The sequence below is a fragment of the Streptomyces sp. NPDC058373 genome (genome assembly GCF_042723275.1).
GTDB lineage: Bacteria > Actinomycetota > Actinomycetes > Streptomycetales > Streptomycetaceae > Streptomyces.
Genome location: NZ_JBHXJE010000038.1, coordinates 14726 through 36644 on the forward strand (window position 1 = coordinate 14726; position 21919 = coordinate 36644).

Consider the following 21919-nt stretch of genomic DNA (forward strand, 5'->3'; position numbering starts at 1 on the left):
GGAATCGCCGCGCCGCAGCAGCACTCAGCCCGGCCGGCGCTTGAGGCCATCAGTGACCGCCACGGTCGAGCGGCGCCCAGCCAAAAGAACAGCCCGGCCGGCGCTTGAGGCCATCGTGGACCGGCACGGTCGAGACGTAGCCAAGGCCCAAAGCCCCCCGGCCGAGGGCACCCCGGGTCACCCAGTCGGGTGAAGGGGGCCCGTAAGGCAACCCCCCGCTGTCCGCCAGGACACATCCCCGTAACCCCTGATTCAGCAACCCTTGCCACGCTCGCGGAATGCAGCCCGCAGCGCCCGAACCCGAGCGGAAGCCGCCCCTCGCGCTGGCTCCGGCCCTTTCCGACGCGCCCCCGACCCCGGCGACCGGGAAGAATGGGGCCATGCTGCGTACTCCAGGAGAGACCCCTGACCCGCAGGAGCTGGGCGCCCCGGCGCCCCAGCCCTCGCTCGGCTCGCTCGCCGCACACCGGCCGCACGCCGTCGCCGCCACCGTCTCCGACCTGGAACCCGACCTCGACTCCGACCCGGACGACTACGCGGGGGACGACGAGGCGGAGCTGCCCGAGGGCCGGTTCCTGGACCGGGAACGCAGCTGGCTCGCCTTCAACGAGCGGGTGCTGGAGCTGGCCGAGGACCCGTACACGCCGCTGCTGGAGCGCGCCAACTTCCTGGCGATCTTCGCCTCCAACCTGGACGAGTTCTTCATGGTCCGGGTCGCCGGGCTGAAGCGCCGCATCGCGACCGGGGTCGCCACCAAGTCCGCCTCCGGCCTCCAGCCGCGCGAGGTGCTGGAGATGATCTGGGCCCGCTCTCGCGAGCTGATGGCGCGTCATGCCGCCTGCTATCAGCAGGACATCGCGCCCGCCCTGGCCGACGAGGGCATCCACCTGGTGCGCTGGGCCGAGCTGACCGAGAAGGAGCAGGCCCGCCTCTTCACCCTCTTCCGGCAGCAGATCTTCCCCGTGCTGACCCCGCTCGCCGTCGACCCGGCCCACCCCTTCCCGTACATCTCGGGGCTCTCCCTCAACCTCGCCGTGGTCGTCCGCAACCCGGTCAGCGGCCACCGGCACTTCGCCCGGGTGAAGGTGCCGCCGCTCCTCTCCCGTTTCCTGGAGGCGTCGCCCGAGCGGTACGTGCCCATCGAGGACGTCATCGCGGCCCACCTGGAGGAGCTGTTCCCCGGCATGGAGGTGCTCGCGCACCACATGTTCCGCCTCACCCGCAACGAGGACCTGGAGGTCGAGGAGGACGAGGCGGAGAACCTCATCCAGGCGCTGGAGAAGGAACTGATGCGCCGCCGCTTCGGCCCGCCGGTGCGGCTGGAGGTCGAGGAGTCCATCGACCCGTACGTGCTCGACCTGCTGGTCCGCGAGCTGAAGATCAGCGACGCCGAGGTGTACCCGCTGCCCGGGCCGCTCGACCTCACCGGCCTCTTCGCCATCGCCGGGCTGGACCGGCCGGAGCTGAAGTACAAGAAGTTCGTGGCGCGCACCCACCGCGACCTCGCCGAGGTCGAGTCGGCCTCCGCGCCGGACATCTTCGCCGCCGTCCGCGAGCGGGACGTGCTGCTGCACCACCCGTACGACTCGTTCTCCACCTCCGTGCAGGCGTTCCTGGAGCAGGCCGCGGCCGACCCGGACGTGCTCGCCATCAAGCAGACCCTCTACCGGACGTCGGGCGACTCGCCCATAGTCGACGCCCTCATCGACGCCGCCGAGTCCGGCAAGCAGGTCCTCGTCCTGGTCGAGATCAAGGCCCGCTTCGACGAGCAGGCCAACATCAAGTGGGCCCGCAAACTGGAGGAGTCGGGCTGCCACGTCGTCTACGGACTGGTCGGCCTGAAGACCCACTGCAAGCTGTCGCTGGTCGTCCGGCAGGAGGGCGAACTCCTGCGCCGCTACTCGCACGTCGGCACCGGCAACTACCACCCGAAGACCGCCCGGCTCTACGAGGACCTCGGCCTGCTCACCGCCGACCCGCAGGTCGGCGCGGACCTCTCCGACCTCTTCAACCGGCTCTCCGGCTACTCCCGCCGCGAGACCTACCGCCGCCTGCTGGTCGCCCCGCGCTCCCTGCGCGACGGCCTGGTCGCCCGCATCCACCAGGAGATCGAGCACCACCGCGCCGGACGCGAGGCCTACGTCCGCGTCAAGGTCAACTCGATGGTGGACGAGGCGGTCATCGACGCGCTGTACCGGGCGAGCATGGCCGGCGTCCCGGTCGACGTGTGGGTACGCGGTATCTGCGCGCTGCGCCCCGGCGTACCGGGCCTCTCCGAGAACATCCGGGTCCGCTCGGTCCTCGGCCGCTTCCTGGAGCACTCCCGCGTCTTCATCTTCGCGGGCGGCGACGAGCCCGAGGTCTGGTTCGGCAGCGCCGACATGATGCACCGCAACCTCGACCGCCGCATCGAGGCGCTGGTCCGCGTCACCGACCCGGCCCACCGCGCCACCCTGGACCGCCTGCTGGAGACCGGGGTCGCCGACACCACCACCTCCTGGCACCTCGACGCCGACGGCGAGTGGACCCGCCACAGCCTCGACGCCGACGGCAAGCCGCTCCGCCACGTACAGGAACTGCTCATCGACGCGCGGAGGCGCCGACGTGCCCCCACTCCCTGAGCCGGACCGCCTGCCCGAGCAGGCCCCGGCCCCCGGCCGGCCCGCCGGCGGCCCGGACCGGACCGCAGCACCCGCCCTGGACCGCCTGCCGGGCCCCGCGGCTCCGGTCGGCGAAGCCCTCCGCGCCGAGGCCGCCGCCTTCCTGCGGGCCCTGCGCCATCACACCGAGGCCGCCCAGGACCCGCAGGAGACCAGGGAGGCGGCCCGCGCCCTGGCCCGCTCCACGCGCCGCCTCGGCGCCACCCTGCACACCTTCCGCCCCCTGCTGGACCGGGAGTGGGCCGACCGGCTGCGGCCCGAGCTGACCTGGCTGACCGGCGTCCTCGCCGACGAGCACCTGGTGGCGGCCCGGCTGACCCGGCTGCTCGCTTCGCTGCACCGCCTCTCCGGCCCGGCCGCGCCCCGCCGGGGCGGCCCCGGCATCGGCGCCGCCAAGGCGGGCGCGCTGCTGGAGCGCCGCCTCACCCTGGCCCGGACCCGCGCCCACTCGGCGTGTCTGACGGCCTTCGCCTCGGCCCGGCTGCACGCCCTGGTCGACGAGGTCGCCCTGCTCTCCGGCGAGGTCCCGCTCGGCCCGGACGCCCCGGCCGGCGCCGACGCCCTCGCCGAGGGCGCCGCCCGCCGCCTCGCCGACGCCGTGGCCGCCCTGCCGCTGCACCGCGCGGGCCACCCGTACAACGCCGAGGCGCTGGCGCTGGCCGTACCGGCCCCCGACAGTCAGGACACCCCCTGGCACCAGGTCCGCCTGCTGCTGCGCCTGCACCGCTACGCCCAGGAGGTCGTCGCCCCCGACGCCGCTCCCGGCCCCCGCCTGGCCGCCGCCCGCCGAGCCCTCGACCGCCACCGCGACGCCTCGGAGGCCGCCCACGAGGCCGCCTCCGCCGCCGCCACCCCCCGTATCGCCCCCACCACGGCCTACGCCCTCGGCGTCCTCCACGCCGACCAGCGCCACGAGGTCGAAGCGGCCCGCTACGCCTTCCAGCGGGCCTGGGCGGGGGAGGTGGTGGGGGTGAAGGGTGAGTAGGGGCGGGGCTCAAGCGCCCGGGCCCTTGAGCCCCGCCCCGCCCCCTGCGACCCTGGAACCATGACAGAGCGGAAACCGCCGGACGTCTCGCACGAGGACTGGGTGGAGCACCAGATCCGGCAGGCCGAGCGGCGGGGGGAGTTCGCCGAGCTGCCCGGGCGGGGCAAGCCGCTGCCGGGGAACGAGACCGAGTACGACGCGCTGTGGTGGGTCAAGGCGAAGATGCGGCGGGAGGGGCTCGGGCAGGAGCGGGCCGACGCCTCGGGTTCGCTGGTGGCGGTGTGCCGCCGGGACGCCGAGGAACTGCCCGCCGTGCTGGCCCGGATCGACGACGAGGCGGAGGTGCGTCGCCGGGTCGCCGAGCTGAACAAGCGGATCACCGACCTGCACCTGATGCCGCCGCCCGGGCCGCCGCTGGGCATCCCCCGCTTCAAGGTGGACGAGGTGGTGCGCGAGTGGCGCCGGACGCGGGGCACCGGGCGCGGCTGACCGGCGCGTACGCCGCTCCCGCGCGCCCGAGGCCGGGGGCTCAGACGGGCTGCCCGGCCGGCGCCTGAGGCCGACAAGAGCGCGCCCCCGTCACCGCAGCGCCCGCACCACCGCCTCCGCGACCGGCGCCGCACTCGCCGGGTTCTGCCCGGTGATGAGCAGGCCGTCCTCGACCACGTACGGCTCGAAGGGCTTGTCGGCGACGGTGTAGGAGCCGGCCAGCTCCTTGAGCCGGTCCTCCAGGCTGAACGGCACGGCGTCGGCGCGCTGCGCCAACTCCTCCTCGCGCCAGGAGAACCCGGTGACATCCCGCCCCCGCACCAGCGGCTCTCCGCTGCCGAGTGTGACGTCCAGCAGCCCGCACGGCCCGTGGCAGACGGCCGAGACGACCCGCCCGCTGTCATGGAAGCGCGCGACCAGGTCCCCGAGCGCCTTGCTGCCCGGAAAGTCGAACATGGTGCCGTGGCCGCCGGTGAGGTAGATCGCGTCGTACTCCTCGGGCCGCACGTCGGCCACGGCGACGGTGTCCTCCAGCTTGTCCATGAACTCCCGGTCGGCGTAGCGCCGGTCGGTGCCCTGGTCGGCGAGGACGTCGTGCGCGAGGCTCTCCGGGTCGAGCGGGACGCGCCCGCCGTCGACGCCGGCGATGGTGAGGTCGAACCCGGCCGCCTCGGCGACGTCGTAGAAGTGCGTCAGCTCGCCGAGCCACAGCCCGGTGCGGTACCCGGCCTTCTCGTACTCGCCGGCGCTGGTGACGATGATCAGGATGCGGTTGGTCGGGGTGGCCATGGGGCCTCCTTCTCCGGTTCTCGCGGCACCGTTCGGCGCCGCACGGCATCGTTGGCCCACGTCAGGGCCTTCGGAGGCGCGTGCCCGGCGAGGCAGCCCCTATCCGGAGACGAGGCCGGACGTACGACATGACCGCGAACCGCCCCGAACCAGGACACACCTCCCCGACGACCGTAACGCCCTGCCCCGGGTACGCGCCCGCTCACGCCGCCGCTCACGCCACCGCACAGGCCGCCCGGGCGGCGCGGTCGGCGGCGGCCCGGTCGAGCGGGGCGCCGGTGTCGAGCGGGGCGTGGTCCAGCGGCGCGGTGACGGCGACGACGACCGCCCGTCGGTGCCCTCGGGCACTTCACCCCGCCCCTCGTCACCGCCCTCATCGCCGGAGCCGTCCTGCACGGCATGACCTCGCCATCGCCGCCAACGCCGCCCTGGTCCTGCTGGGCGTGGTGACCGTGGTGGCCTTCCCCCCGGGACCGGGCACGCGCGTGAGAAGCGAGCGTTCCTGGCGGGACTCGACGGCCGAGGGGCCCGGGACCCTCAGCCCCGGTCGGTGATCTCCGGCGCGTACACCGTGCCGAGCGGCTCCGGCCCCACGTACTGCTGGCAGTTGCAGGGGCGTTCCTCGTACTTCACGGGCTTGCGGTCGGCGTCCCACTCGACGGGGGCCTCGACGCGTTCGTGGCAGGTGCCCCGCTTGTCGTGTTTGGCGAGGTGGTGGGTGCAGCCGCAGATGGGCTCGGGCGGGCGGCTGGCCGCGTCCAGGGCCCGCCGGCGCTCGGTCTCGGCGCGCTGGAGCTCCAGCTTCCGGGTGTGCCGCGCCTTGAGCGCGCTCCGCACGCTCTCGCCGATCCAACTCCCGCCGCCCAGCAGCATGAACGCCAGGCCCCACCACATCCAGCCGCTCATCGAACGACTCCCCCCGTGTTGTTTCCCGCATGGTACGTCCGCGGGCCCGCCCCGCGAAGGAGTACGCGTCGCCGGTCCGGCCCCGGCTCAGGCGGCCGTGTCCGCCAGGAACTTCCGCAGACACCGGGTCAGTTCGGCGGGCTGGTCCTGCGGGAGGAGGGTGCGGCTGTCCGGGATCTCGACGTAGGAGGCCCGGGGCAGCAGCTCCGCCAGCCGCCGCCCGTGCGCCACCGGCATCACCTTGTCCTCGGCCGCCCAGGCCACCAGCGCCGGCCCATGGAACCCCCGCAACGCCTCGGCCCACCGCAGCAGTTCCTCGCGCGGCGGCACCCCCAGCAGATAGGCGCGCAGGTCGCGGCGGATCTCCGGGTCGGTCTGCGCGGGCCGCACCCAGCGGTCCATGACCCGCGCCGCAACGGGCCGCTTGCTCATCCACCCCCAGGTCATCGGCAGCCGCCGGGCCGGGCGGAACCGCAGCAGCCCGAAGGCGGCGGCGAGGCCGCCGGGGATGCGGGCGGCGGTGACGAGGTTCCGGCCGGGCAGGCCCGGCGGGTAGTTGTCGAAGGCCTCGCAGGAGGTGAGGACGAGCCGGCCGACCCGCTCGCCGAGCCCCAGGGCGAAGAGGGCCTGCGCGCCACCCCAGTCGTTGAGGACGAGGGTCACCTCCCGCAGCTCCAGCTTCTCCAGCACCTCGGCGACCAGCCGCGCCACCCCGGCCACCGACAGGTCGGCCCCCGCCCGCATCGGCCTGCGGTGCCCGCCGAGCGGCAGCACGGGCCGTACGCACCGGTACTCCTCGCGCAGCCCCGGCACCACCTCGTCCCAGAGGCTGGCGTCCATCGCGACGCCGTGCAGCAGGACGACGACCGGGCCGTCCCCACCCGTGTCCTCGTAGTCGACGACTCCGGCGGACAGCTCCAGCTGGGGCATGACGGCCTCCTGATCGCGGCCCGGCGCACGGCCGGGACGTGCGGCGGTGGGGGTGGAGCGGCTGACCCGCACGAGTTTTCCACCGCTTGTGGACGGCGGCCACGGGGCGCGCGGGTCAGCGCGGCGCCGGGGCGGCGAGGCGGTCGGTCGGTCCGGCGAAGGCGAGGAAGGTGGCCCGGCTGCGGAGCAGCCACTCCCCGTCGACCCGCCGGAAGGTGTCCTCGTAGTGCCCGACCTGGACGGGCGGGCGCGAGGGGACCGGGCCGCCGGTGTGCCCGTCGACCCGGTAGGTGGTGAAGTAGCTGGTCGCCGTCGCGGTGGTCGCGGAGGTGGGTGTCACCAGGATGTTGGTCGCCACGCGGCGGGACAGCCGGTCGTCCGGACGCCCGCCGAAGTACGCCCGCAGCGCCTTCCGCCCCTCGATCCGCCGCTCCCCCGCCGCCCACTCCCACACCCCGTCGTCGGTGAAGAGTTCCGCGACCTCACCCGGCTCCCCCAGGTCGAGCCGTCGCACGAACTCCACGATCAGCCGTTCACAGGCTCGCTCGGCCAGCAGGCGGCCAAGGTCTCCGAGAGGTTCCGTCTCCGTCTCCATGCCTCCTTCCTACGCCGCGGGCGGACGGCGCGGCGAGGGGTTTTCCCGCACCGCGCGTCAGCACGGAATCCCCTGCCGGACAAGGCGGTTGAGAGGTCCATGACTCTGAGACCCAGCCCCCGCCCCCTGCCGGACGACGCCCTCTCCGCACTCCTGGCCGGGCAGCGGTTCGGCACCCTCGCCACCAACAAGCGCAGTGGCCATCCGCACCTCACCACCATGGCCTACGCCTGGGACCCCGCCGCCCGCGTCCTGCGCTTCTCGACCACGGCCGACCGCGTCAAGGTCAGGCAGCTCCGGCGCGACCCGCGCGCCTCCCTCCATGTGCGGGGCGACGACGTGTGGTCGTTCGCCGTGGCTGAGGGCGAGGCGGAGATCTCCGAGGTGACGGCCGTGCCGGGTGACGCGGTCGGCCGCGAACTGCTCGCGGTGGTCCCTGAGTCGGCCCGGCCCCGGGCCGAGGCCGAGGAGGCCGCGTTCCTCGGCCAGTTGGTGGCCGAGCGCCGGGTGGTGCTCCGACTGCGGGTCTCCCGGCTGTACGGGACGGCCCTCGACGTCAACGCGTGACCGGGATCAGCACACTCTCCCCCGGCGCGGCACCCGCCAGAGCCAGCACGGCGTCGGCGTGTACGCGCACCTCGTCCCACCGGCGCCGGTACGCGCAGTAGGCGAGGGCGTCGAGGGCGATGTGGAGCAGGTACGCGTGGAGGCGTTCGCGCAGGTGGTCCGGGAGCGGGCCGGTGGCGTGCCAGTGGGCGAGCAGGGCGGCGTGCAGGTCGGCCGGGCGCCACGCCGGGTACCAGGGCCACCAGTGGAGGAGCCAGGCCGCGTCGTAGAGACGGTCGCCGTACAGGGCGTTGCCCCAGTCCAGCACGGCGGTGACGGCCCCGCCGTCGGCGAGGACGTTCCGGCTGAGCAGGTCGCCGTGGAGCAGCTGCCGCTCGCCGGGCAGGTACGGCGTGAGGCGGGCCAGCGCGGCGAGCCCGGCGTCGACCGGCCCGAGCCCCACCCCGCACTCCACGAGCGCCGCCCGCCAGCCCGGCACCCGGGCCGTCTCGGTGCCGATGGCGAGCAGGGCTTCGGGCCAAGTGGCGTGCGATGCCCGCCCGCCCGGGGCCCAGATGCCGTAGCCGGAGGTGCCGGTGAGGTCGACCCGGGCGGCGGCGTCGAGCGCGGTCAGCAGGCTCGGCAGGGCCCGCGCCACGTCGACGGCGGACAGGTCGTCCAGAGCGGTCCCGTGGGCGCGCACCGACAACGCGTACGCCCAGCCCTCGGCCGTCCCCCGGGCCAGTACGGCGGGCACCGGCAGCCCCGGCCCGGCAAGGCGGGCGACGGCCTCGTCCTTGGCGAAGTCCTCCCCGTGCGCCCCGATTCGCAGCACCGCCTCGACCCCGTCCAGCGTCAGCGCGAACGCCTGCGACCAGGCACCGGTCGCCAGGGGGCGCGGCTCGGTGGCGCGGTCGCCATAGGCGGTGCGGACCAGGCGGTGGGCCAGGTCGGGGAGGGGGAGGCTGGTGGGGTCGGCGGGCATTGGCGCAGAATACGCCGGGTCCGGCGGGGATTCCGGGGATTTCCTCCGCCGGGCAGCGGGCCGCTGCCGCGGAAGACCGGGGCGCGTCGCCCCGCCCCTCCAGACCTCGCCAGGCCTCGCCGCCCGGCGGGCGCCGAGCGAGTCGGCGGCGACCGAGTCCACCGTCACGTCGACCGGCTCGCCCGCGGCCAAGGCAGCGTGCAGGGCCCTGCTACCCACTGGCTCGACCGCGACGGTCCGCAGGCCGCGGTGGCGGGCGGCCGTCGCGACCCCGGCGAACAGCCCGCCCCCGCCGACGGCGACGACGACGAGGGTGTCCACCTCGGGGAGTCGGCCGCGGATCTCGTCCACCAGGGTCCCGGCCCCGGCCGCAATGAGCGGGTGATCGTAGGCGTGGCTGGGGAGCGCGCCGCTCTTAGCCACGTACGCCTCGCACGCGGGCGGCCCAGGCGCAGGCGCAGGCGAGCCCGGCGTTCCCGCCCGAGGCGATGGTGACGCCCGCCTCGGGCAGGGTCCCGGCCTCCCGGTGCGGGGCGATGAAGTTGGCGGCCCCCCGCACCTTGAAATTGCCGGTGTGCTAGGCGAATTCGAGGGCGGTGTGGACGCTTCCGGGGGTGCGCGCGCCCGCCCGTACCGAGGTCCAGCGGGGCGACGGCGACCGGTCGGACCTGTCCCGCGACGCGGTCGGCGGAGGCTTTGATGTCGGCAGGGATGAGGGCGTGGGCCACGGCGCGGCTCCGGGGTGCGGGGGCGGGCAGGGCGAACGGGCGGGGCGTCGTACGCGATGGTGCCGCGCGGGCCGCCGGGCCGGGATACGGGGCCCGACCGCCCGCGCCGCCCCCTTCCGGCACCATGCACTCATGAACGAGACGCACCGAAAGCCCGTACGTCAGCGAGTCGGTTCCAGTTCGCCGCTGGAGCCGCGCATCGGCTTCTCCCGGGCGGTCCGGGTCGGCGATCACGTCGCCGTCGCCGGGACGGCGCCGATCGGGGACGACGGTGCGACCGTCGGCCCCGCCGACGTCTACGCCCAGACCGTCCGCTGCCTCGACGTCACCGAGCAGGCCCTGAAGGAGGCAGGTGCCTCGCTCGCCGACGTCACACGGACCCGCATGATGCTGACCGACGTGACCCGCTGGGAGGAGGCCGCGCGGGCGCACGGCGAGCGCTTCACCACGATCCGGCCCGCCTGCACCTTCGTGGAGGTCTCCCGCTTCATCAACCCGGCATGGCTGGTCGAGGTGGAGATCGACGCGGTGCTGGGGGCCGACCCGAGCTGAGGTCGGCGGCGGGCTCCCGACGGCCCGCCGCCGCCCACCGCTGTCGGTGCCGGGTGCGACCATCCCCCGCATGCGCACCGGACCCCACGGACTCCACCTCCGCCAGCTCACCACCCCGGCGGAGGCCACCCCCGCCCTGCGGCAGGCGCTGACCGACTGCTGGATCGCGGTCACCAACGCGGGCGGAGCCGCCGGATTCCCCTTCCCGCCGGTCGACGCCCGCGACGTCGCCCCGGCGGTGGACGCGCTGGCCTCCGCCCTGGCCCCCGACACCAGCCGCCTGCTGACCGCCTCCCTCGACGGCGACGGCGAACTCGCCGGATGGCTGAACCTACGGCGCGACCCGGGCCGCCTCGTCGCCCACTGGGGCACACTCCACCACGTCCAGACCCGCCCGGACCTGCGAGGCCGCGGCATCGGCGCCGCCCTCGTGCGGTACGCCCGCGAGACCGCTCGTGAGGACCTGGGCCTCGAACAGCTCCACTTGGCGGCACGCGGCGGCGCCGGACTGGAGAAGTTCTACGGCCGCCTCGGTTGGCGCGAGTCCGGCCGCCGCCCCGGCGCCCTCCGCTTCGCTCCCGGGGACGACCGCGACGAGGTGCTGATGTTCCTAGCTCCGCTATGAGCCCCCCACACCGGGACAGAAGTGGATCTTTGTAAGGGCCACGTAACAGGGACCGGCCCTCCATTGATCGCCACCGGCCCCCGTGTTGTCCTGCTGGGGAGCCGAGGAGAAGCACCGGACGCGGACGCGTGGCCGATGAACGCAGCACTCGGTCGGCACTGGTTACGGGAACGGCGCTGGGCGGCGAGCCGACGAGGGCGCGCCGCTTCTGGTCCCCGTTCCGGAGCCGCAAAGAGCGCCGCCACCGCTCATGGGCAGGTGGCGGACCACACGGAGGAGAGACACATGCGCAGGAAGCTCGCGAAGGCAGCCGTCGTGGTGGCCGGAATCGCGGCCATCGCCGGAAGCACCACCGCGACCGCTCAGGCGGCCGAGGGAGCACCGATCAAGATGGCCAGCTTCGAGCTGTGTGCCCAGTGGGGCAAGGCCCTGAAGGACCAGGGCACGATCGTGGGTTACCACTGCGACAACATGAACCCCGAGGAGCAGTGGTACCTCACGCCCGTCTACTAGGAACTCCGGCCCCCGCCTGCGGAACGGACCGCACAGCCAGGCCGTGAAGGGCCGGACCCTCGCCGGGTCCGGCCCTTCGCCGTGGCTCAGGACGACCCACCCAGGGCAGGGGCTTCCGGCGGGGCACCGGGGTCCGCCCGCCGCGCCGGCACCGAGCAGTCCGCTTCCTCTGCGTTGCGGACCAATCAGTCGGGTGCCCACGCGCCGGCAAGTGGCTGCCGGGAGCGGAGGGTGACTCCTAGAATCGGCGCCGTGATCATCTGGCTGAATGGCACGTTCGGAGCAGGAAAGACCACCACCGCAGAGGAATTGACCTCCCACATACGCGAAGCGCGCATCCTCGACACCGAGAAGATCGGGGAGATGCTGTGGCACGTACTGGGGGTACCGGACGGCGACTTCCAGGACTTCCCGCCCTGGCGCGGCCTCGTCGTGGAGACCGCCCGCCAGGTCCTCGACCACGTCGGCGGCACCCTGGTCGTCACCCAGACGGTGCTGGTCGAGCAGTACTGGCAGGAGATCCGCACCGGCCTGGCCGAGGCGGGCGTCCCGGTGCGCCACTTCCTGCTCCACACCGACCAGGACACCCTGGTGCACCGCATCGAGGCCGACACCAAGCCGGACAGCGTGGCGGGCCGCCAGTGGCGCCTCGACCACCTCCCCCGCTACCAGCAGGCCCTCCCCTGGCTGCACAGGGAGGCCGAGGTCCTCGACACCACCGAACTGCCCCCCGGCCTCGTGGCGGAGGTCATCGCGTCCCGGGTGTGGCCGCACGGGGACGGGCTGTACCGGTAGTCAGCCCCGATCCGGCGTCCCGCTGAGGCGTCGCAGCCCGACCGCGAGCGTGCGGCAACTGCGGACGAAGTCCCGGGCCGCCTCGGGCGTCACCGAGTGCGGTTGGTCAACGGCCTTGTTCCGCAGTGCCCGCAGACCCTCGTGCACATCCGCCATCTCGGGCGAGGCGCCCAACGCGGCGAGCTGCCAGGCCACTTCATGGGCGTCGTGGACACCTGACGGGTCCGGGCGGGGGGTGAAGCCGTGGCTTTCGAGCGTGCTGACCTCGTACGTCAGCAGGGTCGTCCAGGCGGTGACCACCGCACCCACCGGCGAGACCTCGGCCATCTCCATCGCGTCCCCGAAGATCCCCCACCGGCGCGGTCGGGGGGCCACTCGCGGTGGGGGTTCGGGGCCACCGCCACCCGATGCCGCCCCCCACCCCGCGCCACCCCCGTGCTCGTAGGGGGCCGGGCGTTCGCCCCGGTTCGGGGGCAGATCGGGCTCCCGGTCCTCGTCAGGCTCCGGCTCCTCGTCGGGCTCCGGAGGCCACCCGAGCCAGTCCGTATCACCCACCGCGTGCCGCCCGCCGGGCCTGCGCGACGGGCCCTCGACACCGGGACCGCCGTCGGGCGAGGTGAGGTCGTCGGCCTCTTCCCGTACCGCGCGGGCCTCCGCCTCGAACTCCAACGCCCCGGCGGGGGTCTCCACCCGGACGAGCCGCTGAAAAGCCTCGCGGATCTGCGCCCGCAGCAGCCACACCAGCAGCAGCGTGACCACCGGCCACACCAAGGTGTCCACATACTTGAGCACCAACTCCGCGATCGCCACGGACCCATCCTGGTGGCGCTACGGGCCCGCGCTCAGCCGCCCCTGCGGATCGTGACGGGGCTGAGACGCTGGTGGGCCGGGCCTTGGCGGAAGGCCCGGCCCGGTTCTCAGACCTGTGCGGTCCGGGCGTACGTCACGAACGCGGCCCATGCCGGAGCGCTGACGGTAAACCCCGGCATAGACGTGTCCTTGCTGTCACGAACCGGGACTTCGCCGCAGGCGGCGGCGTGGGCGGCGGCCCATTCGACGCAGCCGCCACCGCCACCGTTGCTGTACGTCGACTTGGTCCAGCCAGGGTTCGGGAGAGTGTTCATTGGGGCAGTGCCTCCATCGCATCGTTCATGAACGCGGCCGTCTCGGCGGGTGACAGCGCGCATCCCCAGAGACGATCCCAACGGAGCATTCGCTGCTGCACCGCGGCGGGCGCCTCCAAGAGGGCTCCGCTGTCAATCGACTCCTCGTAGGCCATGGAGTTGCCTTCCGGCAGGGTGAAGAGAGCCAGCGAGCCGCCAAGCAAGCTGTGTTCACCGTAGCTGTACGGCAAGAGCTGAATGACGCATGTAGGAGTGTCCACCATGCCCACCAGGAACTCCAATTGCCTTTTCATCAACGCCGACCCGCCAATCGGACGCCTGATCGACCCCTCGTCCAGCAGCACTGAAAGGTGCGGCGGGTTCGGTCCGTAGAGCCGCGTCTGTCGTTGTTTACGGACGGCGAGCTGCTCCTCCTGCCAAGCGCGGTCGCCTGGGCGAGTCACTGCGAACAGGGCGAGGGCGTACTCGTCCGTCTGAAGCAGGCCCGGGACGAGAGTGCCCGCGTACTCCTTGATGGACACGGCCTGACCCTCGTACTCCATGCGGCGCTGGTACTGGTCCTGAATAGCCTCGCGGCACGCCAACGCGTACAGCTCCACGAACAGCTCCTCCGTCCCGAAGACGGCGTCCAGGAGCGCGGGCAGCTTCTCCGGCGCCAAGTACTCTCCCCGTTCGATCCGGGCCAGTTGGGCCTTGCTCAGCGGGACCTTGGTGGAGAGGACATCAAGGCTCCAGCCACGGGCTTCCCGCATCCGCCGGAGTCTCGCTCCGAACAACTGCTTGTTCGAACCAGCCGGGTCGAGCTTCTTCGCGCGCGTGCTCATCGGCATATGCCCCCTTTGTGTCATCGGGGAGTTGAACCAGGTCTCGCTAGCCAGCGTAGCCATCACTGAGTGAGTCTGAAGGCTCACGGAGAGAAACCACCCCCCTCTGAGCAGGTACCCCCATGTCTCTTGTCGTCTGGCACCCCCGCACCCGTCGTCAGCTCGTCCTGCTGGACGTCGAGGGTGCGCTGCGCAGGGTCGCGGCGGTGCCCCTCGGGGACGAGCAGTTCCTGCTTCCTGAGCGGGAGTTGCAGACCTACCCGGGTGCTTCCGACCCCCGGGCCGTCGCCGGGTGTGTGGCGCGGCTGGTGACGCCGGAGACGGTGCGGGAAGGGGATCTGGTGTCGGTCGCGGGGGACTACCGGCGGGTGCTGGCGCGGGGGCACACCAAGGCCGGGGGGCGGCGGCTGCTGCTGGAGGCGTACGGGCCGTGGGTGATGGCCTTCGACCGGGTGGCGTTCCGCCGGCCCGCCTCGCCCCAGCCCTGGAACCGGCCGAGCGCCGGGACGGCCGACTCTCCGTGTGTTCCGCCGTACGCGCACTGCGTCGTCTGTGAGGGAGAAGCCTTGTCCGCCTGGGTCCGCCATCTGGAGTGGAAGCGCGAGCAGATCCTCGCGCAGCACCGCGAGGGCATGCCCCTCACCCGCCTCTGCGAGGTCTACGAGGTCCCGCCGGACGTGCTGCGCGCCTGCCTCGCCCGGTGGGAGCCCGAGGCAGGGTGAGCGCGGCCGACGCGGCCTTCGGTCTCCCCGGCCCCTCGCGCGCCGAGCCGCGCGCATGGGGCGGGCCCACTCCTGGCCGGTGAGGGCAGCTGGTCACCGGCGGCTCGCTCCAGGACGGGCCGGACGTGCCCAGCGGGCCGCTGGGAGGCGGCGTCCTCGCAGCCCCGCGCACACGCGGCCCACGCGTCGGGCATCCACCACCGGGACGTGCAGCCGGCCGTCACCCTGCCGCGCACCGCGACCCGCCCGGTCCTCGCCGACTTCGGCATCGCCGCCCCGTGCGGGTGCTTTCCGGTACGCGCGCTCGGGGCGCGCCTCCGCGTCGAGGCGTGCGCCCCGCACGCCGGGGCGTGCACCTCATCATCTGCACGGACCCCCCGCCACGGCTGCGGAAGGGGGAATTCCGTCCCAGGGCCGCGAGTTGGCCCATCAACTGCTCGCCCCTCTCAGGAGCCACCGATGCCCGCTCAGCCCACCGCCGCTTCTCCGACCCCCTCCACCGCCGCCTCTCCGGTGCGGTCCGCCACCCCGGTTCCCTCGGCCACCACAGCCGTCGGCGCCCCCGTCCCCGTCCAGCTCTCCGCCGTCCACCAGATCCGGCGCCCGAGAGGCGCGCCGGTGCCGGAGGACTTCGCCTTCGTCACCGAGCCGATGCCCGAACTGCTGCCCGGGACGGCTCTGGTGGAGAACGCCTGGCTCTCGATCGACCCCTACATGCGGGAGAACATGGACGCCGAGTGGGAGCTGCACGCCCCGTTGGAGGGCCGCTCCCTCGGCCGGGTCCTCGCCTCCGCCGATCCCGCGCTGCCGGAGGGCGCACTCGTCTTCCACCGGGAGGGCTGGCGCACCCACGCGCGGGTCGCCGCCTCCGAGGTACGCGTACTCCCCGAGCTTCCGGGAGTCGCCCCGGAGAGCTTCCTCGGCATACTCGGCGGCACCGGGCTGACGGCGTACGTGGCGCTCACCCGGGTCGCCGCCCTCCAGCCGGGCGAAGACGTCTTCATCTCGGCGGCCGCCGGGGGCGTCGGCAGCGCGGCCGGGCAACTGGCCCGGCTGCTGGGCGCCGGGCGGATCGTCGGCAGCGCGGGCACCCGGGCCAAGGCCGACTGGCTGGTGGCGGAGCTGGGCTTCGACGCCGCCTTCGTCCACCGGGACGGCCCGGTGGACGAACAGCTCAAGGCGGCCGCGCCCGACGGCGTAGACGTCGTCGTGGACAACGTCGGCGGCGACCACCTGGAGGCCGCCATCGGCGCCCTGCGCGAGCGCGGCCGCATCGCCTGGGCCGGTGCCGTCTCCCAGTACAACGCCTCGGCACCCCCGGCCGCACCGCGCAACCTCTTCGACCTGGTGGAGAAGAGCGGACGCCTGGAAGGCTTCCTGGTCAGCAGGCACCGGGACGCCCAGCCCGAGCTGGAGGAGCTCCTCACCCCGCACCTGCGGCAGGGCACGGTCCGCGATCCGCTGACGGTCACCGAGGGGTTCGACCACGTGGTGGACGCCTTCCTCGGGATGCTGCGTGGCGCCAACACCGGCAAGGCGGTGGTGCGTCTCGCCGGGTGAGCCGAGCGTGGGCCGCGCGCAGCGTCGGAAGCGATCCGGCCCGTGGTCCGTCCCCATCCCTGGCCCAGGCCCCGTCCCCGGCTCCGGCTCCGTCAGGCCACGCCCCCACCCCCGACCCCGCTGCGCCACCCCCCACCCATCCGGTTACATGGAGCCATGAGTGACACCAATGCCATGCCTGACTGGGAGAAGCGGTTCCGTGCGCCGCGCGTCTCCCTGCCCGAGTGGGCCGAGGACGCCCCCGACCGCGCGCTGTTCGTCTCGAACGCGACCGGCACCTACGAGCTGTACGCCTGGGACCGGGCCACCGGTACCCAGCGGCAGGTGACCGACCGCCCCAACGGCACCACCGACGGCGTGCTGACGCCCGACGGTGAGGCGGTGTGGTGGTTCAGCGACACCGACGGCGACGAGTTCGGCGTGTGGATGCGCCAGCCGTTCGGCGGTGGCGAGGACGTTCCGGCGGTGCCGGGGCTGGAGCCGTCGTACCCGGCGGGGCTCGCGATCGGGCGGGACGCCCGGTCCACGGCCGTGGTCGGGCGTTCCACCGACGAGGACGGCTCGACGATCCACGTGGTGCGGGACGGCGCCGCGCCCGTCGTGGTCTACCGGCACCGGGAGTCGGCCGGTGTCGGCGACCTGTCGCGGGACGGCACGCTGCTGGCGATCGAGCACACCGAGCACGGTGACGCCATGCACTCGGCGCTGCGCGTGCTGCGGCTGGGCGGTGCGCCCGGCGAGCCGCTGGCCCCGGAGACCGTCGCGGAGCTGGACGACACCCGGGGCGGCGAGGAGGAGCTGGGCCTCGCGGTGATGGGGTTCGCGCCGGTCGAGGGCGACACCCGACTGCTCGTCGGCCATCAGCGGCGCGGCCGCTGGGAGCCGATGGTGTGGGACGTCGCGGACGGTTCGCAGACCGAGCTCGCCATCGAGCTGCCGGGCGACGTGTCGGCCGAGTGGTACCCGGACGGTTCCGGCCTGCTCGTCGCGCACAGCTTCGAGGCCCGCAGCGAGCTGTGGCGGTACGACCTGGCCGCCGGGACGCTGGCGCGCGTCGACACCCCGGCCGGTACGGTCTCCGGCGCCACCGCCCGCCCGGACGGCACCGTCGAGTACCTCTGGTCCTCGGCGGCCGTGCCGCCGCAGGTCCGCTCGACCACCGGCGACGTGGTGCTGGACGCGCCCGGCATGAAGGCGCCGGGTTCGGTGCCGGTGGTGGACGCGTGGGTGGACGGCCCCGGCGGCCGGGTGCACGCGCTGGTGCAGCGCCCCGAGGGCGAGGGCCCGTTCCCGACGGTGTTCGAGATCCACGGCGGTCCGACCTGGCACGACAGCGACGCCTTCGCGGCGGGCCCGGCGGCCTGGGTGGACCACGGGTACGCGGTGGTCCGGGTCAACTACCGCGGCTCGACCGGCTACGGCCGCGAGTGGACCGACGCGCTGAAGCACCGGGTCGGCCTGATCGAGCTGGAGGACATCGGCGCGGTCCGCGAGTGGGCGGTCTCCTCGGGCCTCGCCGACCCGCGCCGCGTGGTGCTCGCCGGCGGCTCCTGGGGCGGCTACCTGACCCTGCTCGGCCTCGGCACCCAGCCGGACGCCTGGGCGCTCGGCCTCGCCGCCGTCCCGGTCGCCGACTACGTGACCGCGTACCACGACGAGATGGAGGGGCTGAAGGCGATGGACCGCACCCTCCTCGGCGGCACCCCGGAGGAGGTCCCGGAGCGGTTCGCGGCCTCGTCGCCGCTGACCTACGTGGACGCGGTCACCGCCCCCGTCTACATCTCCGCCGGGGTCAACGACCCGCGCTGCCCGATCCAGCAGGTCGAGAACTACGTGGACCGGCTCGCCGCCCGCGACCACGCCCACGAGGTGTACCGGTACGACGCCGGGCACGGCTCGCTCGTGGTGGAGGAGCGGATCAAGCAGGTGCGGCTGGAGCTGGACTTCGCCGCGCGGTACCTGGGCGCGTGATCCGGTCTCCGCCGCGTCCCGGGCCGGGCCCCGGCGCGGGACGCGGCGGAACGCCCCCGTACCGTGGGGGGTGTGTACCGGTTCCTGCTGACCCCGCGCTGGTGGGGCATCAACCTGTTCGTGGTCCTGGCCATCCCCTTCTGCGTTCTCATGGGGTCGTGGCAGCTCGGCCGGTTCGAGGACCGGGCGCAGGCGCACAAGGAGGCCGAGGAGAAGCCCGTCGTCAGCACGGAGCCCCCGGCGCCCGTCGGTGAGCTCCTCCCCGTCGACAAGCTCACCTCCGGCCGGGTCGCCGAGGCCACCGGCACGTACGAGGACCAGTTCCTGGTGCCCGCCCGCAAGGTCGGCGACCGCGACGGCTTCTACGTGCTGACCCTGCTCCACCAGTCCGACGGCGCACCGGCGCTGCCGGTCGTCCGGGGCTGGCTGCCGGGCACCACCGATCCGGACGAGGCACCCGCGCCGCCGAAGGGCGAGGTCTCGCTGACCGGCGTCCTCCAGGCCCCCGAGCACACCGGCTCGCCCGGGGTGTACCAGGGCGGTGGCCTCCCCGCCGACCAGGTCGGCATGATCAGCGCGGCCTCCCTCGTCAACCTCGTGCCATACGGCGTCGCGGACGCCTGGGTCACCCTCACCGACGGCCAGCCGGGCAACGCGGGCCTGACCCCGGTGCCCCCGGCCGCCACCCCCGACAGCGGCCTGGACCTCAAGGCGTTCCAGAACCTCGGCTACACCGGTGAGTGGTTCGTCTTCGCCGGGTTCGTGGTCTTCATGTGGTTCCGGCTGCTGCGCCGGGACGCCGAGGTCGCCCGCGACGAGGCCCTCGGCATCGCCCCGGAGGGCCCGCCCCAGCCGGTCGCGGCCCCCGCGGCCGACGCCCCGGCGCCCGAGGCCGAGGCCGAGGACGCCGACGCCGACGCCGACGACCGGAAGCCCGCCCCGGCGCCGTAGCCGCGCCCTCCCCGTACGTACGACGATGCCCGCCCCCTGGTGAAGGGGGGCGGGCATCGTCGTACGCGTACCGCTCTGCCGTGGCCGGTCAGCCGGCCGGGAGGGCCGCCGTGTGGTAGACCGTGCCGGCGCAGGCGTCCGGGACGGTGGTACCGGTGCTGGGGGCGCCGGGGTCGGCGGTGTGGGTGACGCTGACGCTGCCGTCGGCCTTGCCGCCGTCGGAGCGCATCAGCTGCGGCTGGACGTCGGGGCCGGTGGAGCCCTGGTCGGTGCCGCCGCTGGAGCCTTCGTCGGGGGGCGTCGGGTCGGTCGGCGTGGTGCCGCCGTTCCCGCCGTCGCCGCCACCGCTGCCGGTGTTCGGACAGCTCTCGGAGGGGATCCAGGCGAACTTCACCTCGTACGCGGCGCCGGGCGCGAGGACCAGCTGCGAGGCGGGCGCGATGGGCGAGGGGAGGCCGGTGGCCGGGTCGCCCGGGGTGTGCGGCACGACGTTCACCCTGCTCGCGTCGGCGGCGCCGAGCGCGACCGCCGAGACGCCGCCGGAGCTCGCGACGGTGCAGCCGCGGTCGGAGACGTTGGTGACGCGGAAGGTGCCGTAGAGCGAGCCGTCGGCGCCGCGCGGCTGGGAGGTGGTGGAGGTGGAGCCGAGCTGGGTGGAGTCGCAGACCGGGGAGGCGGCGGCGCGGGCGTTGTCGGGGAGCGGGGAGCCGTCCGGGTGCTCGCCCGGCTCCGCGGACTCGCCGTCCTTCGCCCCCTCCTTCTCCTTCTCGGCGCCGGGGGCCTGGGCGCGGTCCTTGCCGGGGTCCGAGCCGGTGTCACCGCTCCCCCGTTCGCCCTCACCGCCGGTGCCCCCCTGCACGTCCTCCCCGTGCCCGGCGATGGAAGGGCGGGCGTCGGACGACGGCGCACTGGTCACATGGACCAGCGCCGGTACGGCCGTGCCCACGAAGAGCGCCGCCGCCGCCATGCCGACGACCGCCTGGCGCTTACGGGCCCGGCGGGCCGGGATCGCGCGGCGCAGATGGTCGAGGGTGGCGTCGGTGTCGGCCGGGCCGAGCCCGTCGGCGGCGCCGTGCAGGATGCGGCGGAGGTCGTCCTCCTCCAGCGGGGCCGGGCCGTCCAGTTCGGGGTCGAGCGGGTGCCTCGCGGGCGGCGGCCCGGGCGGTGGGGTCTCGCCGCGCAGCAGGCGGCGCAGGGCGTCCTCGTCGAACGAGGCCGTGAGCTCCGCTTGGGCCGCGGGGGCCTTCGGGGGGGCGGCCTCGGCCGCGGCGGGGTCCTCCTCGCCGTCGGCGGTTTTCGCTTCCTCAGCGGCGGTCTCGGGCTCTCCACCGTCGTGGAGCCGGTCACCGACGGCCTCAACCGCCGGCCCGGCTGAGGCAACCTCGCCCTGGGACCGGTCACCAACGGCCTCAACCGCCGGCCCGGCTGAAGGGTCCTCGGGCTGCTCGGCTCTCTGGCCGCCCTGCTCGTTCACCGCTGCGTTCCCAGTCCGCTTCTGTTCGTTCCGCTCGTGCCCGCCGTCGTGGCCATCGGCCCGGCCGGGCCCCTGAGGGTTCCGGTCGGCGCCGTCGCGCCGCTCGGGGCGGCCCGCGCTCACGACGTACTGCCCATCGCCACGCGGAGGGCCGCGATGCCGCGCGAGCCGTACGCCTTGACCGAGCCGACCGATATGCCGAGGGTCTCGGCGGCCTGGGCCTCGGTCATGTCGGCGAAGTACCGCAGGACGAGGACCTCACGCTGGCGGCGCTGGAGGCCGCGCATCGCCTTGATGAGTGCGTCCCGCTCCAGTTGGTCGTAGGCGCCTTCCTCGGCGCTGGCCATGTCGGGCATCGGCTTGGAGAGGAGCTTCAGGCCGAGAATACGGCGGCGCAGCGCGGACCGGGAGAGGTTCACGACGGTCTGCCGCAGGTAGGCGAGGGTCTTCTCGGGGTCGCGGACGCGTTTGCGCGCCGAGTGGACCCGGATGAAGGCCTCCTGGACGACGTCCTCACAGGAGGCGGTGTCGTCGAGGAGGAGCGCCGCGAGCCCGAGGAGCGAGCGGTAGTGGGCGCGATAGGTCTCGGTCAGGTGGTCGACGGTGGTCCCCGCCGTGGTCGTCGGCGCGCTCATCGTGACCTCGGCGCCGTCATGCGGGGCCGGAACACGGGCGGGCTGCCGGGTCGCCGGCGTGGGGGCGATCACCGGCATGCCGCCGGGGACACCGGCCGTCCGGGGACGCCGTGAGGGGCGCAGAGGGATGCCCCGCGCCTGTACCGCTGTGAAGTCCAGAACTTCTGCCACGTCTGTTGGACACGCTTCCCCCCGACAGGGTTGTACGCGGCACACATGGTTTCCGGCGTTGCGTCGAATACCCTCATGCGTAACCGATCTTCCCTTTGCCCCAGTTTTCGCGTCATTCCGGCGGTAGCGGACGACTCCGCCCACGGAATGACCCGGTCGGCCGGGGTTCCCCCCACCGGTTTTCCGGACCGAGAACGGTTACTGAAGACGCCTCGCGCCGCGCACCCGGTTGCGGGGCGCGGCGAAGGGTTTCCCCGAGGGCTGCCCGGTCACGGGACATGCCCGCGTCGGTGCAGCTCAGGGAGGCCACCACCTGATCGCGCACTCAATTTACACAGCGCCTACACAGACTTCGGCGTCCGAGAGGAGGAAATTTTCCCTCCCGGCAA

Annotated in this window: 22 protein-coding genes and 1 pseudogene; 12 read left to right on the plus strand and 11 right to left on the minus strand. The window is 73.9% G+C overall.

Annotation, left to right across the window (positions count from 1 at the left end; genetic code table 11):
* Nucleotides 1-380 precede the first annotated feature (380 nt).
* The 3 genes from ACFWMZ_RS20800 to ACFWMZ_RS20810 are packed head-to-tail and all read left to right on the plus strand — an operon-like array spanning nt 381 to nt 4134.
* Nucleotides 381-2621 carry an RNA degradosome polyphosphate kinase gene (locus ACFWMZ_RS20800; protein ID WP_383180365.1) on the plus strand — a complete coding sequence of 747 codons (2241 nt, stop codon included), beginning with the start codon at nt 381-383 and terminating at the stop codon, nt 2619-2621.
* The gene (locus tag ACFWMZ_RS20805) at nt 2605-3645 is read left to right on the plus strand and encodes a CHAD domain-containing protein (protein ID WP_383203311.1); all 1041 of its coding nucleotides are present in this window, start codon (nt 2605-2607) and stop codon (nt 3643-3645) included. Before ACFWMZ_RS20800 ends, ACFWMZ_RS20805 begins: the two co-directional genes overlap by 17 nt.
* A 60-nt stretch (nt 3646-3705) precedes the next feature.
* Nucleotides 3706-4134 carry a DUF1992 domain-containing protein gene (locus tag ACFWMZ_RS20810; RefSeq protein ID WP_383203314.1) on the plus strand — a complete coding sequence of 143 codons (429 nt, stop codon included), beginning with the start codon at nt 3706-3708 and terminating at the stop codon, nt 4132-4134.
* A 90-nt stretch (nt 4135-4224) separates the two neighbouring features.
* Here ACFWMZ_RS20810 and ACFWMZ_RS20815 read toward each other — a convergent pair whose 3' ends face one another.
* From ACFWMZ_RS20815 to ACFWMZ_RS20830, 4 genes are all read right to left on the minus strand, one after another.
* Complete coding sequence (locus ACFWMZ_RS20815; protein ID WP_383180356.1) at nt 4225-4923, minus strand: type 1 glutamine amidotransferase domain-containing protein; 699 nt, start codon at nt 4921-4923, stop codon at nt 4225-4227.
* 537 nt (nt 4924-5460) lie between these two features.
* On the minus strand, nt 5461-5829 hold the full coding sequence (locus tag ACFWMZ_RS20820; protein WP_383180351.1) for a hypothetical protein: 369 nt from the start codon (nt 5827-5829) through the stop codon (nt 5461-5463).
* 87 nt (nt 5830-5916) lie between these two features.
* Nucleotides 5917-6759 carry an alpha/beta fold hydrolase gene (locus ACFWMZ_RS20825; protein ID WP_383203317.1) on the minus strand — a complete coding sequence of 281 codons (843 nt, stop codon included), beginning with the start codon at nt 6757-6759 and terminating at the stop codon, nt 5917-5919.
* A 115-nt stretch (nt 6760-6874) separates the two neighbouring features.
* Entirely contained in the window at nt 6875-7354 is a 480-nt protein-coding gene (locus ACFWMZ_RS20830) for a nuclear transport factor 2 family protein (RefSeq protein ID WP_383203320.1), read from the minus strand.
* Nucleotides 7355-7453: 99 nt separating this feature from the next.
* Between ACFWMZ_RS20830 and ACFWMZ_RS20835 the strand changes: the two genes are divergently transcribed.
* Nucleotides 7454-7921, plus strand: coding sequence for a pyridoxamine 5'-phosphate oxidase family protein (locus ACFWMZ_RS20835; RefSeq protein ID WP_383203323.1), 468 nt, complete (start codon nt 7454-7456; stop codon nt 7919-7921).
* Here the strand turns inward: ACFWMZ_RS20835 and ACFWMZ_RS20840 are convergent.
* Nucleotides 7911-8885 (minus strand): phosphotransferase family protein, encoded by a 975-nt coding sequence (locus tag ACFWMZ_RS20840; protein ID WP_383203364.1) that lies wholly within the window; start codon nt 8883-8885, stop codon nt 7911-7913. The two genes, ACFWMZ_RS20835 and ACFWMZ_RS20840, sit on opposite strands and share 11 nt — an antisense overlap.
* 114 nt (nt 8886-8999) lie before the next feature.
* Nucleotides 9000-9613, minus strand: a pseudogene (locus tag ACFWMZ_RS20845) (pyridoxal-phosphate dependent enzyme); the annotation flags it as partial.
* Nucleotides 9614-9745: 132 nt separating this feature from the next.
* On the opposite strand from ACFWMZ_RS20845, the gene ACFWMZ_RS20850 reads away from it, so the two are divergent.
* The 4 genes from ACFWMZ_RS20850 to ACFWMZ_RS20865 all read left to right on the plus strand — a co-directional run bounded on the left by ACFWMZ_RS20850 (nt 9746) and on the right by ACFWMZ_RS20865 (nt 12098).
* Nucleotides 9746-10165 (plus strand): RidA family protein, encoded by a 420-nt coding sequence (locus ACFWMZ_RS20850; RefSeq protein ID WP_383180339.1) that lies wholly within the window; start codon nt 9746-9748, stop codon nt 10163-10165.
* Nucleotides 10166-10235: 70 nt separating this feature from the next.
* A complete protein-coding gene (locus ACFWMZ_RS20855; protein ID WP_383180336.1) occupies nt 10236-10790 on the plus strand; it encodes a GNAT family N-acetyltransferase in 555 nt (184 codons plus the stop codon).
* Nucleotides 10791-11075: 285 nt separating this feature from the next.
* On the plus strand, nt 11076-11303 hold the full coding sequence (locus ACFWMZ_RS20860; protein WP_383180333.1) for a hypothetical protein: 228 nt from the start codon (nt 11076-11078) through the stop codon (nt 11301-11303).
* 252 nt (nt 11304-11555) lie between these two features.
* On the plus strand, nt 11556-12098 hold the full coding sequence (locus tag ACFWMZ_RS20865; RefSeq protein ID WP_383180330.1) for an AAA family ATPase: 543 nt from the start codon (nt 11556-11558) through the stop codon (nt 12096-12098).
* Here ACFWMZ_RS20865 and ACFWMZ_RS20870 read toward each other — a convergent pair whose 3' ends face one another.
* From ACFWMZ_RS20870 to ACFWMZ_RS20880, 3 genes are all read right to left on the minus strand, one after another.
* Nucleotides 12099-12908 (minus strand): hypothetical protein, encoded by an 810-nt coding sequence (locus ACFWMZ_RS20870; protein ID WP_383180327.1) that lies wholly within the window; start codon nt 12906-12908, stop codon nt 12099-12101.
* Nucleotides 12909-13015: 107 nt separating this feature from the next.
* A complete protein-coding gene (locus ACFWMZ_RS20875; RefSeq protein WP_383203326.1) occupies nt 13016-13222 on the minus strand; it encodes a DUF397 domain-containing protein in 207 nt (68 codons plus the stop codon).
* A complete protein-coding gene (locus tag ACFWMZ_RS20880; protein WP_383203329.1) occupies nt 13219-14046 on the minus strand; it encodes a helix-turn-helix domain-containing protein in 828 nt (275 codons plus the stop codon). The genes ACFWMZ_RS20875 and ACFWMZ_RS20880 overlap by 4 nt, the downstream gene beginning before the upstream one ends.
* A 122-nt stretch (nt 14047-14168) precedes the next feature.
* Here ACFWMZ_RS20880 and ACFWMZ_RS20885 point away from each other — a divergent pair, with 122 nt between their 5' ends.
* The 4 genes from ACFWMZ_RS20885 to ACFWMZ_RS20900 all read left to right on the plus strand — a co-directional run bounded on the left by ACFWMZ_RS20885 (nt 14169) and on the right by ACFWMZ_RS20900 (nt 19250).
* Entirely contained in the window at nt 14169-14768 is a 600-nt protein-coding gene (locus ACFWMZ_RS20885; RefSeq protein ID WP_383203331.1) for a hypothetical protein, read from the plus strand.
* Nucleotides 14769-15227: 459 nt separating this feature from the next.
* The gene (locus ACFWMZ_RS20890; RefSeq protein ID WP_383203334.1) at nt 15228-16328 is read left to right on the plus strand and encodes a zinc-binding dehydrogenase; all 1101 of its coding nucleotides are present in this window, start codon (nt 15228-15230) and stop codon (nt 16326-16328) included.
* A 174-nt stretch (nt 16329-16502) separates the two neighbouring features.
* The gene (locus ACFWMZ_RS20895; protein ID WP_383203367.1) at nt 16503-18299 is read left to right on the plus strand and encodes a prolyl oligopeptidase family serine peptidase; all 1797 of its coding nucleotides are present in this window, start codon (nt 16503-16505) and stop codon (nt 18297-18299) included.
* Nucleotides 18300-18371: 72 nt separating this feature from the next.
* Nucleotides 18372-19250 carry an SURF1 family protein gene (locus ACFWMZ_RS20900; protein WP_383203337.1) on the plus strand — a complete coding sequence of 293 codons (879 nt, stop codon included), beginning with the start codon at nt 18372-18374 and terminating at the stop codon, nt 19248-19250.
* An 88-nt stretch (nt 19251-19338) separates the two neighbouring features.
* On the opposite strand, the gene ACFWMZ_RS20905 is transcribed toward ACFWMZ_RS20900, so the two are convergent.
* Together ACFWMZ_RS20905 and ACFWMZ_RS20910 are read right to left on the minus strand one after the other, a co-directional pair.
* Nucleotides 19339-20724 (minus strand): hypothetical protein, encoded by a 1386-nt coding sequence (locus ACFWMZ_RS20905; RefSeq protein WP_383203341.1) that lies wholly within the window; start codon nt 20722-20724, stop codon nt 19339-19341.
* A gap of 119 nt (nt 20725-20843) precedes the next feature.
* Nucleotides 20844-21437, minus strand: a complete 594-nt coding sequence (locus ACFWMZ_RS20910) for a SigE family RNA polymerase sigma factor (RefSeq protein WP_383180418.1) — start codon at nt 21435-21437, stop codon at nt 20844-20846.
* Nucleotides 21438-21919 lie beyond the last annotated feature (482 nt).

Excerpts from the sequence above, each read along its gene's own strand:
- ACFWMZ_RS20800 (WP_383180365.1), top strand. The coding sequence starts at position 381 with ATGCTGCGTACTCCAGGAGAGACCCCTGACCCGCAGGAGCTGGGCGCC.
- ACFWMZ_RS20810 (WP_383203314.1), top strand. The coding sequence starts at position 3,706 with ATGACAGAGCGGAAACCGCCGGACGTCTCGCACGAGGACTGGGTGGAG.
- ACFWMZ_RS20815 (WP_383180356.1), bottom strand. The coding sequence starts at position 4,923 with ATGGCCACCCCGACCAACCGCATCCTGATCATCGTCACCAGCGCCGGC.
- ACFWMZ_RS20820 (WP_383180351.1), bottom strand. The coding sequence starts at position 5,829 with ATGAGCGGCTGGATGTGGTGGGGCCTGGCGTTCATGCTGCTGGGCGGC.
- ACFWMZ_RS20825 (WP_383203317.1), bottom strand. The coding sequence starts at position 6,759 with ATGCCCCAGCTGGAGCTGTCCGCCGGAGTCGTCGACTACGAGGACACG.
- ACFWMZ_RS20830 (WP_383203320.1), bottom strand. The coding sequence starts at position 7,354 with ATGGAGACGGAGACGGAACCTCTCGGAGACCTTGGCCGCCTGCTGGCC.
- ACFWMZ_RS20835 (WP_383203323.1), top strand. The coding sequence starts at position 7,454 with ATGACTCTGAGACCCAGCCCCCGCCCCCTGCCGGACGACGCCCTCTCC.
- ACFWMZ_RS20840 (WP_383203364.1), bottom strand. The coding sequence starts at position 8,885 with ATGCCCGCCGACCCCACCAGCCTCCCCCTCCCCGACCTGGCCCACCGC.
- ACFWMZ_RS20850 (WP_383180339.1), top strand. The coding sequence starts at position 9,746 with ATGAACGAGACGCACCGAAAGCCCGTACGTCAGCGAGTCGGTTCCAGT.
- ACFWMZ_RS20855 (WP_383180336.1), top strand. The coding sequence starts at position 10,236 with ATGCGCACCGGACCCCACGGACTCCACCTCCGCCAGCTCACCACCCCG.
- ACFWMZ_RS20860 (WP_383180333.1), top strand. The coding sequence starts at position 11,076 with ATGCGCAGGAAGCTCGCGAAGGCAGCCGTCGTGGTGGCCGGAATCGCG.
- ACFWMZ_RS20875 (WP_383203326.1), bottom strand. The coding sequence starts at position 13,222 with ATGAACACTCTCCCGAACCCTGGCTGGACCAAGTCGACGTACAGCAAC.
- ACFWMZ_RS20880 (WP_383203329.1), bottom strand. The coding sequence starts at position 14,046 with ATGAGCACGCGCGCGAAGAAGCTCGACCCGGCTGGTTCGAACAAGCAG.
- ACFWMZ_RS20885 (WP_383203331.1), top strand. The coding sequence starts at position 14,169 with ATGTCTCTTGTCGTCTGGCACCCCCGCACCCGTCGTCAGCTCGTCCTG.
- ACFWMZ_RS20890 (WP_383203334.1), top strand. The coding sequence starts at position 15,228 with ATGCCCGCTCAGCCCACCGCCGCTTCTCCGACCCCCTCCACCGCCGCC.
- ACFWMZ_RS20895 (WP_383203367.1), top strand. The coding sequence starts at position 16,503 with ATGCCTGACTGGGAGAAGCGGTTCCGTGCGCCGCGCGTCTCCCTGCCC.
- ACFWMZ_RS20910 (WP_383180418.1), bottom strand. The coding sequence starts at position 21,437 with ATGCCGGTGATCGCCCCCACGCCGGCGACCCGGCAGCCCGCCCGTGTT.